Below are 17,151 nucleotides of genomic sequence, written 5' to 3' on the forward strand. Positions count from 1 at the left end.
CCCTGGGGTGCTTGCTCTTGTACTGACTCTCAGGTCACCGGCGCCCAGGGATCCCCCTTGCCAGGCTCGTTGCCCTGGGTCCACCACTTGGCCTGATAAATGACCCCCTTGTGGCTCACCTTGTTGCCCGCGGTATAGACCTTGCCGGCCTCCCAGGCAGGCACCCCGTCCACCGGCGGCGTGCCGGGATCGACGGGTGCCGGATCCAGCTGTGCGACCACCCGCACCTTGGGCCAGCTGGCGTGGGAGCCGTAGAAGTTGGTCACGCACTTCTCGTAGTCCCCCGGCACCAGGGCCGAGTAGGCGGTCTGGAATCCCACCAGCTCGCACTCGAAGGAGTAGCCGCCCGGCCTGTCCGGGTAGTATTTCCAGTTGCCGTCCCAGTTGGTGTAGAGCACGTCGGTGGCGCCGTTCAGGTTGAGGCTGCCATAGGGGGTCTGTTGCCAGCAGGTGTTCTTCTCGTCCGGGAGCAGCGGGATCCCGTAGTGGGCCGCCAGCCCTTCCCAGTAGCGGATGCGGTTGACCGGCTGGCCCTTGTCCCTGTTCTGCTCCCCGCACTCGATGCCGCCGTTGATGATGTTGATGGTGGTGCCAAAGCCGTAGCCGATGCCCGCCGCCAGCTCACGCTGAGAGGGCACCCAGGTGCGGTCGATCACGTGCAGCATGGCGGGCTTGGGGGCCTGCGGGGTCAGGAAGAACCAGATGGCGGAGGCGAGGTTGAGCCAGGAGTCCGCCACCAGGCCGGGGTTGTTCAGCAGCACGGTGGCGTCGCCGTCGAACATGGCCTCGGAGAAGGCGCCGTAGTTGAAGTGGTAGGAGAGCTGCTTGGCGCCGCGACCGAAGTACCCCTGGCCGGTGCTGCAGGGCCATTTCCTGTTCTGCCAGTCATTCTGGCCGCACCCCGTGGTGTAGCCGGTCTGCCCTTCCGACCAGCCCATCTCCCGCACGTGCACCAGCGCCTGCTGCCACTCCTCCAGCCCCAGGGGGTTGTCGGAGACATTTTCCCTGGCGATGTGACCGCCGGTCTCCTGGGCAAAGTGGGCGAAGGCGGTGATGATGGACTTCTTGCAGATGACGTCGGCATTGCGCCCGTCCGTGTAGTCGCCGCAGAAGGCGGGGAACTTGCCCACCGCCCGCAGGAAGCGCTCGTAGGTGTACTCCGGGGCGGCCATCTGGGTCAGGAACTCCCAGTCCGATTCGGTGAAGACCCGCTCGACTCGCTTGACGTTGTCCGGGTTGCCGGGGGCTCGCGCCACTATGGCCTCCACCACCGTATTGGGCCGGGTGGCCAGAGCCTTGGCCCAGAGCCCGTACATGGGGTTGGCAGTCTTCACCTGGGCCGCACTGGCGAGATCGGCGGCGGCGATCACATAGCCGCCGCTGTTCTGGGGATCGGGCTGGATTGTCATGGCGCTCTGGCCGGGCAGCGCCCAGACGAGGGCAACCAGGCAGATGGTGCGCGTGAGCATGAACATGGGTAAGCATCCTTGTCTTGAAAATGTCAGGGCGAGCATAGGCATCCGCACAACTAAATTCACGACAAGAATTAAGAATTTGGCGAAATTGTGAGCCATGCCACCCAGCACTCAGATGGCGCTCGTTTAGCAGGGATATCCAGCCCCGGCCCATGGTCTTGTTGGCGCAGCCGCCAGCGCCGGTCAGGGGTCTTGCTCAGACACCGCCGGCGCGCACCGCCCGGATCAGCAGGTTGCGCGGGGTCATGGGTTTCGGGCAGAAGGTACCCACTTCCACCCGGTAGCCCTGCTCCTCGAGGAAGAGGGCGCGATCGAGCAGCAGCCAGACTTCGAGGGGGCGGCGAAACAGGTGGCGCACCAGCTCCATGCGGGCGACATCGCCAAAACGTCGCTCCCCCTGTGCCAGGAAGGCGGCGTAGTCGAGCCCCGTCGGCAACCTTATCCCCTTGCGCTCGGCGGCCCAGTGGCAGAAGGCCTCGAAGCCCCCCGCCAGCAGGCTCTTTTGCAGGTTGGGCACCGGCAGGTACTCATCCACCCCGCGTACCCGGCGCTGCAGGCAGTCGAAGGCGAGGCGCCACACCACCTCCTGCTCCCGCAATCGGGCGATGCGGGCGCCGCCGGTCACCGTCTCCTGCAGCGGCAGCTTCAGGTCGCTCTTGCCAAGGCGCAGGGCGCTGGCCCTGGCGGCCCGGGAGAGGGGCGCGTAGCGCTCTCCCCTGATGAGGTGGTAACAACAAGGGGAGAGAGTCACCCCCTGGGCGCGCCCCTCGGCCACCCGCGCCAGCAGATGGGTGTGCAGATCGCCGCAGGCATGGAGCGCCATGGCGTGATGGTGCGGGGCGATGAGCCCCCCGGACTCGGCGGCGAAGGCGTCCGCCTCCACGAATTGCATGCTGGCGCCGTCGCGCGCGGCGAGCCGTCGCCCCTCCTCGCAGAGCGCCCCCTGCCACTCCAGGCTCAGGATGTCGGCGCCACGGTGCAGCGACACCAGGCGCCCCAGATGCCCCTTGCCGGCGCACCACTCCAGATAGGGGCCCGGGTGGGGGGGCAGACAGCCGGTGAAGGCCTCTATCTGCGCCTGCTTGCGCCCCGGCATGTACATCGCCATGGTCCTGGCGCACTGGACGGGTTCGGGGACGAAGTCGGCGAGTTCGCTCAGGGCCTGCAACTCGGCCCCCGCCGGGATCCAGGGGGCGAGCAGGGTGCAGAGCGCGTCCATGTCGCCATCGAGGCGCGCTATCTCCTCCAGGCTCAGCGTCTCCAGGCACTTCGCAAGAGCTGGCACCTCGCTGGCAAAGGCGAGCCCCAGGTGGTGATAGGGCTGGTATTGCCACCAGCGTCGCTCGTCGGTGAGCAAGCAGTCCAGTTGTCGAAAACGGTGGGCCAGCACGGTGAACCTGTCCTTTGGCGCAAAAAGGGAGGCTTATTCTAGCGATCTGCCGTCAAAAAGCACTCGCCCGTGGGTCTCCGGTAGCCTGACAAAGAGCAGGGATTTGTGCTATATTCCGCCCCCTCATTCGCGCAGCCCGCCACGGCGGGCCGCTTTACCCCTATAAACGGAACCCAATCATGACCATCAATGCCATCCTGCAAGCCCGTGCAAACGCCAAATGCGAGCTGTGTGGCGCAGAACATGCGCTGACTGCTTTCCCGGTGCCGCACTCCCCCGCCAGCGACGACGACCACAGCGTGGCACTCTGCGACACCTGCCGCGGCCAGCTGGAGCAGCCGGACACCACCGAGGTGAACCACTGGCGCTGCCTGGGTGACAGCATGTGGAGCCAGGTGCCGGCGGTGCAGGTGATGGCCTGGCGCCAGTTGAAGGCCCTCGCCGCCCGGGGCGAGCTCTGGGCCCAGGACATGCTGGACATGATGTACATGGAAGACGAGGTCAAGGCCTGGGCAGAAGCCGGCATGGCGAGCGACGATGACGACAGCGTGCCGACCGTCGACTCCAACGGCGCCGTGCTGGTCGAAGGGGACTCCGTCACCCTGATCAAGGATCTGGACGTCAAGGGCGCGGGCTTCACCGCCAAGCGCGGCACCCTGGTCAAGGGCATTCGCCTGACCAACAACCCGCTGCACATCGAGGGCAAGGTGAACGGCATGCAGATCGTGCTGGTGGCCGCCTACCTGAAGAAGGCCTGATACCGCCCCAGCCTGCCAAAAGCGCCCCCAGGGGCGCTTTTTTCTTGCCCCCTGCGGGCGAAAATGGAATGGCGCGACCGGAAAACTGGACTATCCTGCAAACCAGTTCCGCGGTGTGCCCCCTCCCCTGGCTGCCAGTGCGCCAATGGAGAGGGCCTTCCCGGCACGCATGGAGAGACCCCGGGCACCATGATCCCCATGACGCCCAAGACACCAAGGAGCAGCCCCATGGCCAGCAAGAAAGAGATCAAGAAGCAGATCGCCGCCCGCCAGGCGAAGATTGCCAAGCACGAAGGCAAGATCAAGAAGCTGAAAAAAGCCCTGAAATAGGGGCTGCGCAATGAAAAAACCGCCATCAGGCGGTTTTTTTATTGGAAGGGCTACATCAGACGGGCCCGGCCAGAAACCCGGATCCCGCTGCCGGGCTCGGTCGGGATCTCGGCATGGAGCCGCGACGGCATGCCCATCTCCTCCCCCTGCCGGATCTCGATGGCCCCGCCGTGGGGCCAGTGGAGATCCCGCAGATAACCGGCGAAGGCCGCGGCCGCGGCGCCCGTGGCCGGATCCTCGTAGACGCCGCCATAGGCGAAGGGATTGCGGACATGGAACAGCCTATCCCCTTGCACATGGACCAGCAGTATGGTCACCAGCCCCTCCCGGCGCATCAGCAGCCGCCCCTGGGCCAGCTCATACTCCATGGCCGCCAGTGCCGAGCGCTCCTTGAGCACCAGCACCAGGTGGTCGACGCCGCCGTGGATGAGTGCAGGAGGAATGCGGGGATCCAGGCTGGCCGCGTCATAGCCAAACAGCGCCAGAGCCTCGCGCATCAGATCGGCGGGCGCCGGCCGGCTGCGGGTCGGCGGTGATTGCAGCGCCGCCTGCCACTGCCCCGCGTCGTCCTGCCAGCCAGTTACCCTGATCTGGCTCTGGCTGAGGCAGAGTTCATGCTCCCCGCCCCCTACGCGGCGGGCCAGCGCCACCCCGAGAGCGATGGTGGCGTGACCGCAGAAGGGCACTTCGGCCTCGGGGGAGAAGTAGCGCACCCGCCATCGGCGTATTCCCTCCCCTGGCGCCCCGGCCAGCGGGGCGGCGAAGGCGGTCTCCGAAAATCCCACCTCGGCGGCGATCCGCTGCATCGCCTCCGGCGCGGGCAGGTCATCCCCTATCCAGACACCGGCGGGGTTGCCCCCCTGCTCCCCCTCGGAAAAGGCAGCGATCCGTACCAGCTCGGTGGCGAGTGTGGTCATGGTGACTCCTTGTCTCTCATCATCTCATGCTCAGGGTGATCCTGCGTGCATCCTGGCGTGCCAGCCCCGCACGTCAGGGATTGAAGGCCAGCTTACCCATAAAAGGGGCGGACGCACAGGGCCTGGCGGCGCGCCAGGGTGTTCTGCAGCAGCGGTGCCGCTTGGGCGCCGCAGACCCCGGGCGTCGGGGCTAGAGTTGTACTGATGTGTCCGGATATGAGCCTGCAGTGGAGCGCCATATGTATTCCTACACCCTCACCTTCCGGGAGGAGGCCGACAAGCTGACCGCCCCCGAGCACGAGATCCGCCTGCAAAGCCCGGCCCAGGCCGGCGATTTCCTCATCCTCTCCGACGGCAGCCGCCATCAGGTGATGTTCGTCACCCACCGCGCCCACTACAGCAGCCTCTACCTCGACAAGGGCGTGCGCATTCCCCAGAGCTGAGTGCGCGGTGTCATGCGCCGCGCCGCCCTGCTATCGTGAGAGACGGTCGCGCACTCGCCATTGCCGACCCACGTGCGTTGCCGCCAGGGGGCGGCGCGCCTGAATGCCCCACCTCCCGAGGAATTGACCATGTTCAGACATGCCGCTCTCGCCCTGACCCTCTCCCTGCTGGGCAGCGCCCAGGTTCAGGCCATCAACGCCAAATACGCCGAGCAACTCGAACGCTCAGGCTGTACCCAGGTCACCGAAGCCCAGGGCTGCGATATTCACAAGAGCAAGGCGGAAAACGCCAGGGCAGGATTTGGCACCGCCGCACCGGCCGCCGAAGGCGGATTGAACATGAGCTATGAGCAGAAGCTGGCGCGCTCAGGCTGTACCCAGGTGAGCGAACTCAATGGCTGTGACATCAACAAGACCAGGGCCGAGAACGAGGCCGCCGGGTTTGGCACCGCCCCCGCAGCGGCCAGCGCCAGCCCCTATGCCGGCAACTGGGTCGCCACCTTCCCCGAAACGGGAGCCACCGTGGCCAGCATCCGCATCGATGACAAGGATCAGGTGTGGGTCAACGACAAGCAGGTCAGTGCCAGGAAATCCGACGGCGCCCTGGTGTTCGAGGACGGCATGGTCACCTATCGCATCCAGGGGGATCGCCGCCTCAAGGGAGAAGATGGCTGGGTCGACAAGGACGCCGGAACCAAGGGGCCCATCGCGGCCAGATAGGCGCACAAGGATGACAGCAAGGGGTGCGCCAGGCTCCCCTTGCTGTTTGATCTGTCGTCATGCTTGCGGGCCCGTCGGCCCGCGGGAGGCAGCGCTGCGGCCCCCTACCCCTGTTTCGGATAGTCAAGCTCCGCCGTCACCGGCTTGCGGGACGGGACGCTAGACCAGGAGGGGGCATCGAAGGTGAAGCGGGCGACGGCGCAGGTCGGCATCCGGACGATCCCGCGGGAGAAGCCGTGGGCCAGGGCAGTGAACTCGGGGTCATGCCCCACGAGCAGCACGCTCATAAGCTCGTCAGCAAGCTCACCCATCACCCCGAGGAGGGTCTCGACATCGCTCTCGTAGAGGCGATCGTCGATGGCTATCTTGCCCTCTGGATAGCCCAGCTCATGGGCGAGCAGCCGGGCCGTCGACAGCGCCCGGCAGGCCGGGCTCGAGAGGATGAGATCTGGCCTCACCCCCTCCCTTGCCAGGCGCCCCCCCATCAGGGGGGCATCGCGCAGCCCCCGTGCGGCCAGGGGGCGCTCCCGATCCGCCAGGCTGACCTGCTCCCAGCTCGACTTGCCATGGCGCACCAGGATCAACGTTCTCTTCATCTGCCCTTCCTCACTTGTCGGGCTGCGACCGTCCACCGAACCCATGCTCAATAAGGCGAACCATCTTTATGTCGGGCAGACCAGGTGCCATCGGCACCCTGCACCAGGGCCAGATCGTCGTCCGGGTACTCGACGGTGTCGCCTGGCAGCCTGTCCCCCACTTCGAGATAGACGGCGTCCACCTCCCCGTGATTGCGCAGCTGGTGGGCCAGTCCGCTGCCCCCCTTGAAACCGATGCACTCCCCCGGCGACATTTGGTACTCCTCCTCCCCGTGGCGCAGGGTGGGCGTGCCCGAGAGCACATAGACGAACTCATCCTGCCTGCCGTGATGGTGCTTGAGCGCCGAGATGGCGCCTGGCGCCAGGGTCGTCAGGTTGACCCCGAAGTTGGCAAGGCCGAAATGATCCCCGAGTTTGCGCTTGGTGCGGTGCTTGACCAGGGTGGCAAAGGGCTCCGGATAGAGGGACTTTGCCGTGTTCTCGGGAATTGCCGTTGCCTGAATGGGCCTCTTGCCAGCCATGTCTTGACCCTCCTTGTGGATGCTCTCTTAGTTATACCCCGAACCTTGACCCCGGATCTTGGCGGCGAAACACGGTCAAGGGGTGGAAGGGCTAGTCAGCAGTCCTGGGCACTTGCCACAGGCGCAGACTGAGGCCCCTGCCACCCCCTAGATCACCTCGAGCCTGACCTTGATAAGGCCGGATCTTGTGTTGCCTATGCGGCTGAAGGCCGCCCTGGAGAGATCGATGATGCGCCCCCTGGCGAAGTTGCCCCTGTCGTTGACCCGCACCACCACGCTCTTGCCGTTGGCGAGATTGGTCACCCTCACCATGGTACCGAAGGGCAGCGTCATGTGGGCGGCGGTGCTGGCACTGTTGTTGTATCGCTCGCCGCTCGCCGTCTTCTTGTTGTGATAGCGATCGGCATAGTAGGAGGCCAGCCCCGTCTGGGTATAGCCACGCCAGCTGCCGTCCGATCCGCCACTCACGTCCGGCTGACTGCTGCAGGCCGCCAGCAAAAAGCCGAGGGGCAACAGCAGCCCTCTTTGCACCATGGTCCTCATCATCGACTTCCTCGACCCGTTATGAGATATCGCGTTTGCCCCGCCCGGCTTTCATGGCCAGGCGGGCTCCCGCGAACAGGGGCCTACTCTCTCATATTTCCCATGGAAAACGGGAGGCCCAGGCCTCCCGTTTTGCGTATCGCTCCGTCAGCCCCTGTCAGGGTATCCCCGTCAGGCGATGAGCTTGTCGTCGGCAAAGCCGAAGCCGCGCAGTCCCACCACGTGCACGTGCTCGTGCTTGCCCTGCACCTTGCGGATGAGCTTGTAGGTGGTGCCCTTCTCCGGGCTGATGTTCTCCGGCGCCGCGATGAGGAGCTGCATGTCCTGCCGCTCGCACAACTCGAACAGGGTGGCGATGGACTTGCCATCCAGGCGCGCCGCTTCGTCGAGGAACAACAGGCGGCAGGGGGCGATGTCCTTGCCGCGCAGGCGGCGGGACTCCTCCTCCCAGCTGATCAGCACCATCAAGAGGATGGCCTGACCGGTACCGATCGCCTCGCCGGTGGAGAGCGCGCCGCTCTCGGCCCGCAGCCAGCCATCGGCCCCGCGCTGCACCTCGATCTCCAGCTCCAGGTAGTTGCGATAGTCGAGCAAGATATCCCCCATCACCTGGTAGTTGCGCTCCCCCTGCTCCACTTGCGGGTTCAGGCGCTGGAACAGCTTGGCCATGGCCTCGGAGAAGCTGAGCTCCTTGTCGGCGAACAGATCGTTGTGCATGGCGCTCTGATCGGCGAGCGCCGTGAGCAGACGGGTGTGGGCCTCGCGGATATTGACGTTGAGGCGCACCCCGCGCACCAGGCCGAAGGCGATGTTCTGCAGGCCCTGGTTCAGCACCCGGATGCGGTTCTGCTCGCGGCGGATGATGTTGGTGATCTTGGCCGCCACCTCGTGGGAGGAGAGCGACAGATGGGTTTCCCGCTGCTTGAGCTCGTCGGCGAGCCGCGCCAGCTCGATCTCCATCTCCTCGATGGCCTCCACCGGATCGTCCGAGCGGATGATGTCGTTGCGGATGCGATCCTTGAGGTAACGGTAGACCTGCACGTAGAAGGCGACCTTCTGCTCGGTGTTGCGGTTGCCTTCCGACAGACGCAGCGCATCGCGCAGGGCCTCGTCGTGGGCCACCGCCACTCGCAGGGCGCCGAGGGCCTTGTCCGACATGGAGCGCAGCTCGTCGCTGTCAAGATAGGCCAGCTCGCGCTTGTTGAGGCGCTTCTCGACGTCGGTCTCCCGCGCCAGACGCACCACCCGCGACCAGCTCGCCTTGTGGCCCACCAGGGATTTGCGGGCGCCGTAGTAATCCTTACCCTCCAGTTTGAGACGGCCGCCGAGGGATTCGATCTCGCGCTTGCACACCTGCAACTGGGCCTCGGCGCTGGTGCGACGGGTCCGGGTGCGGATAAGCAGCTCCTCGATCTCCTTCTTGTGGGCGCGGGCCTTCTCTTCCATGTCGTCGGACAGGGTCAGCCCCATGGCCGCCAGCTCCTGCTCGAACTCCGCCAGGGTCTGGCCCTTGGCCGAGGCGCTGGAATCGAGCGCGGTGCGCAGCTGCAGCGCCTCGGTGTGACGCTGGGTGATCTGCTTGTGCTGCTCGCCAGCGGTGCGGGCGGCAAGCTCGGCCGCTTTCAGCTTCTCTTTGAGCCGCTCGCTCATCTCGGAGGCCTTGCCGAGCAGGTCTTGCGCGTCCTGATAGGCAAAGTGCGGCAGACGGGCCACCAGCTGATCGAGGGCATAGCAGCGGCGCTTCTGCTCTGCCAGCAGGTCGCTGACCTCATCATAGGCCGCCTGCAGGGCGGCGAGATCCTGGGGATCCTGACGCAGCACCTGCACCTGGGTTTCCAGTTTCTCGAGCGCCTTGCCGTGTCTGGCGATAAAGGCTTCGGCCTGTTTCAGGGCCTCCACGTCGGCACGGGCCGCCTCGAGTCGGGCCGCCAGGTCGGCTTCGGCAAACAGGTGGGCAAAGGGCAGCATCCCCTGCACCAGCTGGATATATCGGATCAGCTGGGCGGCCGCCGCCTTGCCCTCGGCCAGCTGCTTGTCACACTCGGCTATGGTTTCTTGCAGCTTACGCTGCTCGTGCTGTTTGGCCTGCACTTCGGCTTCGGGGTCCGGGCGGAAGGCGATATCCAGATGCTGGCCGATAAAGTCGCGGAAGTGACCGTAGAGGCGGTGGTACTTCTGCTGTTCGAAGGCGGCCTTGGCGTAACCCTCGACCAGGTTTTCCCGCTCGAGCTCCAGCTGTTCGATCCGTTTTTCCCGGGCGGCGCGGCCAAAGAGCGGCAATTCGGGGTAGCGGGAGAAGCGCACCTGACGCTTGCTGGTGCGCACCAGCACGGCGTCCCCCAGCTCGTCGGCCTCGACCAGATCCTCGTCAAAGGAGTCGGGGTTGCCCTGAATGAGGTAGATATCCTCCGGGCAATCTTCCAGCTTTTTCAGCCGCTCGATGGCGCCCTCAAGGTCGAGCACCACCAGGGCGCTGCGAGCCGGGCCGTAGAGCGCGGAGTAGTAAGGGGCATCGTCGATGGAGATGTCGTCATAGACGTCGGAGAGCAGCACGCCCCCCACCTGCTCGGCAACGCGGGCGAGGCGCGGGTCGGCCTCGCCGGCCCCCAGCTGCAGGTTGCGAATTTGCAGCTCCAGCGCCTGTTTCTGGCCCTGAATGCGATTGCTCTCCTGCTCGAACTCCCGCTCCTTGTCGAGCACGCTCTGCATGCCGGCCGAGAGCGCCTCGGCGGTGGCGAGCGGCAATCCGCTCTGCTCGCGCAGTTGTTCGAGCTTCTCGAACGACTTGAGCCAGCGCGGCGCCAGCTTGGTCAGCTCCGCGATATCTCGGCCGAGCTGGGTGCCCTGATGCTCGAGGCTGGCGCGGCGCTGGTTGACTTCCGCCTGCTGCTCACTCAGCTCCTCCTGACGGGTGCGCTGGGCTTCGAGGAAGATCTCCAGCTCGTCGCTGCTGGCAATGTGCTGACCAGACGCCTGGGCCAGCTCGTCTCGCAGCCGCAAGAGGGTCTTCTGGCTTTCGCTCTCTTTCTCGAGGCGAGCCAGGGCGGCGCGCAGCCCCTGCCCCTGGGCAATGCGGGCCTTGTCCTCGATATGGCGCTTGAGCAGCGCCTGCGCCGTGGGCCAGGCGGCCTCGCGCACTGTCTCGGGGGCGATGCTGAGCAGCAGCGCCAACGCCGCTTCGTGCTCGGCCACCGCCGCCTTGGCCAGCGCCAGCTGCTGCTCGGCCCCCAGCACCCGGCTGGTGAGGCTCTGCTCGGCTGCGCGGAACTGATGCAGGGTGTCGCTCGCCTGCTCGGCGGTCAACCCCGGCAGCTCGCACTGCTCGCGGGCAGTCTCCAGCGCCTGCACCGCCTGGCGGTACTGGATGGCGCGGGTCTGTTGGATGTCCAGCGCCTGCTGGTAGTCGGCGAGCTGGGTCTTGAGGCTGTCCACCTCGGCCTGGGCCAGCTCCTTGCGTTCCTCCACCTCCAGCAGCTGGCCGTGGATCTCTTCCACCACCGCCTGCTGCTGCTCCAGCTTGTCCACCAGCTCCGCCAGATCGGCGCGATAGAGGGCAATCTTCTTTTGTAGGGCCACGGCCGCCATCACCTTGGCCAGGTGTTCGGCGGCGGACTCCAGCTCGTCGGTCAGCAGTTTCTCGCGGTTGGTGAGCTGATCCACCTCGTCCGCCAGATAGATGGCGCGCTGCTTCTCTTCGGCCAGCAGGCGACGCTTGCCCGCGAGCTCGGACCTGGCCTTGAGGGCCAGCTCGGAGAGGCGGCTCTTCTCGGCGGCGCCCCGCACATACTCAGCCGCAACATAGTGGGTGGTCTCGGTGATGAGATTCTTGAACAGATCCCGCTGACCCTGGGTCTCTTTGATGGCTTCCAGGGTGCGGCGGTTCTCGTAGATGGCCGCCTCCATGTCCTGGAACGCCTTGCGTACCCCGGAGTTCTCCGGCAGCAGGTATTCACGCAGGGAGCGGCTGATGGAAGACGAAATACCGCCGTAGAGGGAGGCTTCGATCAGGCGATAGAACTTGCCGCGATCCTTTTGATCCCGCAGCTTCTTCGGGGTGATGCCGAACTCGAACATGAAGTTGTGATAATCGGTCACCGTATTGAACTTGGCGACCTTGAGCGCGCCGAGCTCCGCTGCCGCCCCCTTCAGATCGGCGAAGGCACGTACCCGGCCCTTGCCGTCGTCGAGCTTCTCCAGCAGCAGATCCGTGGGCGCCAGATGCTCGGGCACATCCACCAGGGCGAACGGGGTGATGTTGACCTTGTTGTCCCGGTTCGCCACCTGTTCGAGGTGGACGCCGACCCAGATCCGCTGCTCGCGGCTGTTCATCACTTCCAGCAGCGAATAGCAGTGGCCGCGCTGCAGCTTGCCGTAGAGCCCCTTGTCCCGGGACGCGCTGGAGGAGCCCGCCTCCGTGGTGTTACGGAAATGGAGCAGTGACTGGTCGGGAATGAGCGCCGCGATAAAGGCCGCCATGGTGGTGGACTTGCCCGCGCCGTTGCCGCCGGAAAGGGTCGTGACCAGCTGGTCGAGATCGAAGGTGCGGGCGAAGAAGCCGTTCCAGTTGACCATGGTCAGGGATTTGAATTTGCCTCTCACGCCACACTCTCCATCAAACCGGCAGACACCATCTGTGCCAGAACATTAACGTTGCAGATCATCTTCCACCTCCAGCTCCAGCTGCTCTTCGTCCAGATCCTCTTCGATATCCTCGAACAGGGAATCGCTGCTCGGCATCTCGTCGTCGTGGAAGATGGCCTCCCCTTCCTGGATCATCCGCAGTTGCACCGCACGGGGATCCTCGTCGGAGCGCACGTCGGCGGCGAAGCGGAACACGGATTCGTTGACCCTGAACTTGTCGCTGTTGCCAAGGGGGGTGATCATCCCGAGGCGCTTGAGGCGACGCATGGAGGTGCGGATCTTCTCGAGGAGTTTCTTCTTGTCCAGATCCGTGCCGCCGGAGCGGCTGTTGACCATACGCAGCAGTTGCTTCTCGTCCGCCAGACCCAGCACCTCTTCTTGCAGCTCGCTCATGGCGAACACCCCTTCCGAGGCGAGACGGTCCGGGCTCAAGAAGAGGTAGCAGAGCACCTTGCCCACCAGCATATCGAGCTCGGAGAGCACAGTGGTGCCGATGTCGGCGCTCGGGCGCGGACGCAGGTAGAAGAAGCCTTCTGGCGCCTTGATGAGTTCCACCTGATAGCGGCCGTAGAAGAGCTCCAGCTCCTGGTGGTACTCCACCAGGGCCGAGTGCTGCTCAAACTCGTCGGCACTGATGTGGCGACCGGAGCGCAGGGCGGTATCGATGCGCGGAAACAAGGGGTTGGCGATGGCCTCTGCGAGGCGCAGGGGCAAGGGGAAATCAGTATTGATCGATGACATAGGCCTGAACCTTGGATCCAGCTTGGTTGATGGGTTTCCATGCGGGTTGGCGGTGGTGCTCGCGCTCACCGCTGGCATGGCCGAGACGCACGGCCTGATCGATCAGGAGGCGCGCCACGTCGAAGTGGGCATGGGCCGGGTAGTCCAGCAGGTATTCCCGCAGCACGTCGGCAAGATCCAGCCGATCCCCCTGCTCGGGGTAGCGGGCCAGGTAGCGCTCGATGCGCTCCGCCAGCTCCTGGTTGATGTCCACCATCTCCACGTACTCCATCTCGAGGGGCACCTCGCCGGTCACCTCCTCGTCGTGGATGGCGATGGTTTCATCCCGCAGCTCCAGCAGACGGAGCTCCTCGGCCACCTTCAGCAAGAAGCTGTGCTGCTCGAAGTTGCGGATGGATTCCCGCAGCCGCTGGCTGAAGGCGCGGTTCTTGTCCATGTCGATGGCGTTGCGGATGAACTTGTGGACGTGCCTGTCGTAGCGGGACCAGAGCTCGATGCACTGCTGGCCCCAGGCGGTGATGACGTCCAGACGCCCCTGCAGGGCGTGGGTCAGCTCCTCGACGTGGAAGAGATCGTCGCGCCCCTGGGCGGCTTCCTGAATGTTGAGCAGCCCCGCCTGCAGGCGGTGGCCGGCGGCGTCCAGGGTGTCCTGCAGCTCGCGCAGGGTCTGGCCGGTCTCGTGCAGCAGTTTTTCACAGCTGTGGATAGCGTCGACCCAGTTCTGGGTCAGCAGGGCCGCGATCTCGCTCTTGACCTGGTTCTGCTGCTCGTCCATGGCGCGCTGGGTGAGATCGATGCGCCCCAGCGTCTCCTCCAGGGAGAAGGTGAGCCGTGGCAGCACCTCGGCATCCCACTGCTCCCGGGTGTTGGTCTCGAGCGCCGCCTTGCGGGCGGTGTCGAGCTCGGCGGCCAGGTGCTCGAGCAGGATGGAGAGCTTGATGGAGTCCACCTGGCGGCTCTCCAGGAAGAAGTCGACGATGCTCATGCCAAGGCGCGACAGGCGGTAGAGGCTCTCCCCTGCCACCATGTCGGTGGTGAAACGCGACAGCAGCTGCTGGCGAATGAGATCGTTGATGGCGTTGTTGGCGCGACCGGTGAGGGTCTCGTCCATCTGGCCGAAGGCACTGCTCACATAGCCAAAGGCGTCGTGCAGCGCGGCCTCGGAGAGATCAGACTCGTCCTCGGACAGCGTCTTGATCGCGATCAGAAAGGCCAGCCTGTCGGTGGGGAGGTTCAGGGACAACCCCTCCTGTCTGACCCATCCCACCGTCTCTGGCAGGGTACGGGATGTACTCATCATGACGTTATCATCTCGTTGTTATAGTCGGCGGGTCACTCGCCCGCCGTGGTGATATAGGCCGGGGTCGGTGGCGCCCCGGCGGCTGGATCCCGCATCGCATTCACGCCGGTGTGTCTCAACCGGCCGGTTTCTGGGCCATCACATGGATGTAGCGCCCAAGGGAGACAAAAGGTTCCTGACGGCAATATTGCTGCTCCATGGCGAGCAGATCCTCGAACTTCTCGTGCTGATCCTGCTTGTGGCGCATGTAGTCGTGGATGACGCGCACCCCCGTCTTGCCGATGATCCGCAATCCCCCCCGGCCTATCCAGTCGTAGACCTGCTCCGGCAACTGAGGGTTGGTGGGCGTCAGGGCGGTCTGGCGTTTCTTGCGAAGGCCCAGACGCACATAGTCGAAATTGCCCACCACCAGGCTCTGAAACAGGAGGCCGTGACGATTGTAAAAAAGCAGCGACAGTATGCCCCCTGGCTTGACGAAAGGGAACAGACCCAGCAAGGTCTGGCGCGGCTCGGCGAGCCACTCCAGCACCGCGTGGCAGAGTACCAGATCGAAGGTGCCGCTCAGGTGCTGCCTGAGAGCCTGAATGGGGCAATGGATGAGACGAATTCTGTCTTCCAGCCCCTTCTGGGCGATCTGCTCCCGGGCGAGATCCAGCATCTCTGCCGAGAGATCGCACAGCTCCACCTGATGGCCCATGGTCGCCAGCTTCTGAGCGAAGTAGCCAAAGCCGCCGCCGGCATCCAGGATGCGAAGGGGCCGATTGCCCAGGCGCGCCAGGCAGGCTTCGATGTCGCTCCAGACAATGGTGGTGCGAATGCGCCCCTTGGTGGAGTCGTAAATGTTGCGGGCGAACTTGTCCGCACGCCCGTCAAAACTCTGATCTTGCTTCAAGACACTCTCAACTCTTGGCCACAGGATTGGGCCAGACCAAAAAGAGGGGTATTCTGTCACATCCCGAATTTGCTGAAAACTCAAGGAAGTGTCTGCCGTGTTCGAGCTTAAAAAGTGGCTGGGTCATCTGTTGATGCCGCTCCCCTTCTCCCTCTCCTTATTGGTGCTGGCGCTCGTGCTGCTCTGGTTCACCCGCTTTCAGAGAACCGGCAAGCTGCTGGCGACCCTCTCCTTGGTGATCATCGCCCTGATGGGGACCCGGCCGGTGAGCTATGAACTGGCCCGCAGCCTGGAGCAGACCTATCCGCCGTTCGAGGTGAGCCAGCATCCGGACATCCAGGCCATCGTGGTGCTCGGCAACGGCCATGTGAGCGATCCGGCGGTGCCCGAGCGCTCCTGGCAGAACAACATCTCCCTGGCTCGCACCCTGGAGGGGGTGCGCCTCGCCCAGGCCTATCCAGGAGCCGAGCTGGTCTTCTCCGGTTATGTTTCCGGGGATCCGCTCTCCAATGCCGAGGTCAACGCCCGCATGGCCGAGACGCTCGGCATCCCCCGCGCCCGGATGACGTTGTTTGAAAACAACAAAGACACCCACGACGAGGCTGTCAGCATCGCCCGCCATCTCAAGGGCAAGCGGGTGGTCCTGGTGAGCTCTGCCACCCATTTGCCCCGAGCCATGGCCCTGTATCGCGGTCAGGGACTCGATGCGGTGCCGGCTCCCACGGACTACACCGCCAAGCAGAGTCAGGAGCCGCAACCCCTCTACAGCTACCTGCCGAAGGGGCGTTATCTGATGTATTCCGAGGCTGCCATTCACGAGTGGATTGGAGTATGGTGGGCCCGTTTGCGGGGGCAGGTCACCGAGTGAGCAATCGCGCCTTGCATTCCTGATTTGGATCAGGAAAGCGAAAAAAAATTACGTCATTTGCCGCCGGGTCAGCTATCTTGGGCTCGGTTCAATTCATATAATGTTGCGCAATCAAATGCCTAGGAGATATAGAAGATGAGACAGCACCTGGTAATGGGTAACTGGAAACTGAACGGCACCAAGGCTTCTGTAGAAGCCCTGATCAAAGGACTGACCCCGGCCGCTGCCGCTCATCCGTCCGTGCAAGTGGCCGTCTGCCCTCCGGTTATCTTTTTGGGTCTGGTTGAACAGCTGACCGCCGGCAGCAAGATCGCCTACGGTGCCCAGAACGCCGACGTCCACGAGTCCGGCGCCTTCACCGGCGAAAACGCCCCCTCCATGCTCAAAGCCTTCGGTTGCACCTACTCCCTGGTGGGTCACAGCGAGCGTCGTACCCTGCACGCAGAGACCGACGACGTGGTGGCGGCCAAGTACGAAGCCATCCAGAAGGGCGGCCTGATCCCGGTTCTGTGCATCGGTGAAACCCTGGCCCAGTTCGAAGCCGGCACCACCAACCAGGTGGTCGAGACCCAGCTCAAGGCCGTGATCGATCGCTGCGGCATCGCCTCCTTTGCCAACGCCGTCATCGCCTACGAGCCGGTCTGGGCCATCGGCACCGGCAAGACTGCCACCCCGGAAATCGCACAGGCCGTGCACGCTCACATCCGCCAGTACCTGGCCGGTTTTGATGCAGACGTGGCTGCCAAGGTACAGATCCTGTACGGCGGCTCCGTGACCGGTGCCACCGCTGCCGATCTGTTCGGTCAGCCGGACATCGACGGCGGCCTGGTGGGTGGCGCGTCCCTGAAGGTGGACGACTTCTCCCAGATCATCGCTGGCGCCGCCAAGTAAGCGGCCAGGAGAGAGGGGCCCCGCCCCTCTCTGCATATCGCTTTCCTATGGACCCTTCGCCATAGGAAAGCCGATATAGTAAAAACGGCTGTCCGTATTTTTCAGATATTGATTTTCGACAACTC

15 protein-coding genes are annotated in these 17,151 nt (G+C 64.5%); 5 read left to right on the forward strand and 10 right to left on the reverse strand.

From position 1 onward, the window contains the following. Positions 1–29: 29 nt before the first annotated feature. Both R2B70_RS10595 and R2B70_RS10600 read right to left on the reverse strand, forming a co-directional pair. Positions 30–1,475 (reverse strand): chitinase, encoded by a 1,446-nt coding sequence (locus tag R2B70_RS10595; protein WP_318161424.1) that lies wholly within the window; start codon positions 1,473–1,475, stop codon positions 30–32. A gap of 196 nt (positions 1,476–1,671) precedes the next feature. Further along, on the reverse strand, positions 1,672–2,865 hold the full coding sequence (locus R2B70_RS10600) for a methyltransferase (RefSeq protein WP_318161425.1): 1,194 nt from the start codon (positions 2,863–2,865) through the stop codon (positions 1,672–1,674). Between the two features lie 179 nt (positions 2,866–3,044). Here R2B70_RS10600 and R2B70_RS10605 point away from each other — a divergent pair, with 179 nt between their 5' ends. Next, positions 3,045–3,623 carry a PhnA domain-containing protein gene (locus tag R2B70_RS10605; RefSeq protein WP_216990316.1) on the forward strand — a complete coding sequence of 193 codons (579 nt, stop codon included), beginning with the start codon at positions 3,045–3,047 and terminating at the stop codon, positions 3,621–3,623. 380 nt (positions 3,624–4,003) lie between these two features. On the opposite strand, the gene R2B70_RS10610 is transcribed toward R2B70_RS10605, so the two are convergent. Continuing rightward, positions 4,004–4,870 carry a PhzF family phenazine biosynthesis protein gene (locus R2B70_RS10610; protein ID WP_318161426.1) on the reverse strand — a complete coding sequence of 289 codons (867 nt, stop codon included), beginning with the start codon at positions 4,868–4,870 and terminating at the stop codon, positions 4,004–4,006. 239 nt (positions 4,871–5,109) lie between these two features. Between R2B70_RS10610 and R2B70_RS10615 the strand changes: the two genes are divergently transcribed. Together R2B70_RS10615 and R2B70_RS10620 are read left to right on the forward strand one after the other, a co-directional pair. Continuing rightward, complete coding sequence (locus R2B70_RS10615) at positions 5,110–5,313, forward strand: hypothetical protein (RefSeq protein WP_042075622.1); 204 nt, start codon at positions 5,110–5,112, stop codon at positions 5,311–5,313. A 129-nt stretch (positions 5,314–5,442) separates the two neighbouring features. Beyond that, complete coding sequence (locus R2B70_RS10620) at positions 5,443–6,033, forward strand: hypothetical protein (protein ID WP_318161427.1); 591 nt, start codon at positions 5,443–5,445, stop codon at positions 6,031–6,033. Between the two features lie 104 nt (positions 6,034–6,137). Here R2B70_RS10620 and R2B70_RS10625 read toward each other — a convergent pair whose 3' ends face one another. From R2B70_RS10625 to cmoM, 7 genes are all read right to left on the reverse strand, one after another. Continuing rightward, entirely contained in the window at positions 6,138–6,629 is a 492-nt protein-coding gene (locus R2B70_RS10625; RefSeq protein ID WP_318161428.1) for a SixA phosphatase family protein, read from the reverse strand. A 47-nt stretch (positions 6,630–6,676) separates the two neighbouring features. Then, positions 6,677–7,150, reverse strand: a complete 474-nt coding sequence (locus R2B70_RS10630) for a cupin domain-containing protein (RefSeq protein WP_216990320.1) — start codon at positions 7,148–7,150, stop codon at positions 6,677–6,679. 147 nt (positions 7,151–7,297) lie between these two features. After that, positions 7,298–7,693 (reverse strand): septal ring lytic transglycosylase RlpA family protein, encoded by a 396-nt coding sequence (locus tag R2B70_RS10635; protein WP_209793139.1) that lies wholly within the window; start codon positions 7,691–7,693, stop codon positions 7,298–7,300. A gap of 171 nt (positions 7,694–7,864) precedes the next feature. Then, complete coding sequence (gene mukB / locus R2B70_RS10640; protein ID WP_318161429.1) at positions 7,865–12,292, reverse strand: chromosome partition protein MukB; 4,428 nt, start codon at positions 12,290–12,292, stop codon at positions 7,865–7,867. Between the two features lie 45 nt (positions 12,293–12,337). After that, positions 12,338–13,075: a chromosome partition protein MukE gene (mukE, locus tag R2B70_RS10645; protein WP_318161430.1), complete on the reverse strand. Its 738-nt coding sequence runs from the start codon at positions 13,073–13,075 to the stop codon at positions 12,338–12,340. Then, entirely contained in the window at positions 13,056–14,375 is a 1,320-nt protein-coding gene (gene mukF, locus R2B70_RS10650) for a chromosome partition protein MukF (RefSeq protein WP_318161431.1), read from the reverse strand. The genes mukE and mukF overlap by 20 nt, the downstream gene beginning before the upstream one ends. A 115-nt stretch (positions 14,376–14,490) precedes the next feature. Next, positions 14,491–15,267, reverse strand: coding sequence for a tRNA uridine 5-oxyacetic acid(34) methyltransferase CmoM (gene cmoM, locus R2B70_RS10655; protein ID WP_318161432.1), 777 nt, complete (start codon positions 15,265–15,267; stop codon positions 14,491–14,493). 97 nt (positions 15,268–15,364) lie between these two features. Between cmoM and elyC the strand changes: the two genes are divergently transcribed. Together elyC and tpiA are read left to right on the forward strand one after the other, a co-directional pair. Continuing rightward, positions 15,365–16,135 carry an envelope biogenesis factor ElyC gene (gene elyC / locus R2B70_RS10660; RefSeq protein ID WP_318161433.1) on the forward strand — a complete coding sequence of 257 codons (771 nt, stop codon included), beginning with the start codon at positions 15,365–15,367 and terminating at the stop codon, positions 16,133–16,135. A gap of 135 nt (positions 16,136–16,270) precedes the next feature. Then, positions 16,271–17,026 carry a triose-phosphate isomerase gene (gene tpiA, locus R2B70_RS10665; RefSeq protein ID WP_209792494.1) on the forward strand — a complete coding sequence of 252 codons (756 nt, stop codon included), beginning with the start codon at positions 16,271–16,273 and terminating at the stop codon, positions 17,024–17,026. The last annotated feature ends 125 nt before the right edge of the window (positions 17,027–17,151 follow it).

It is taken from the genome of Aeromonas sp. XH (genome assembly GCF_033348475.1).
Lineage (GTDB): Bacteria > Pseudomonadota > Gammaproteobacteria > Enterobacterales > Aeromonadaceae > Aeromonas > Aeromonas sanarellii.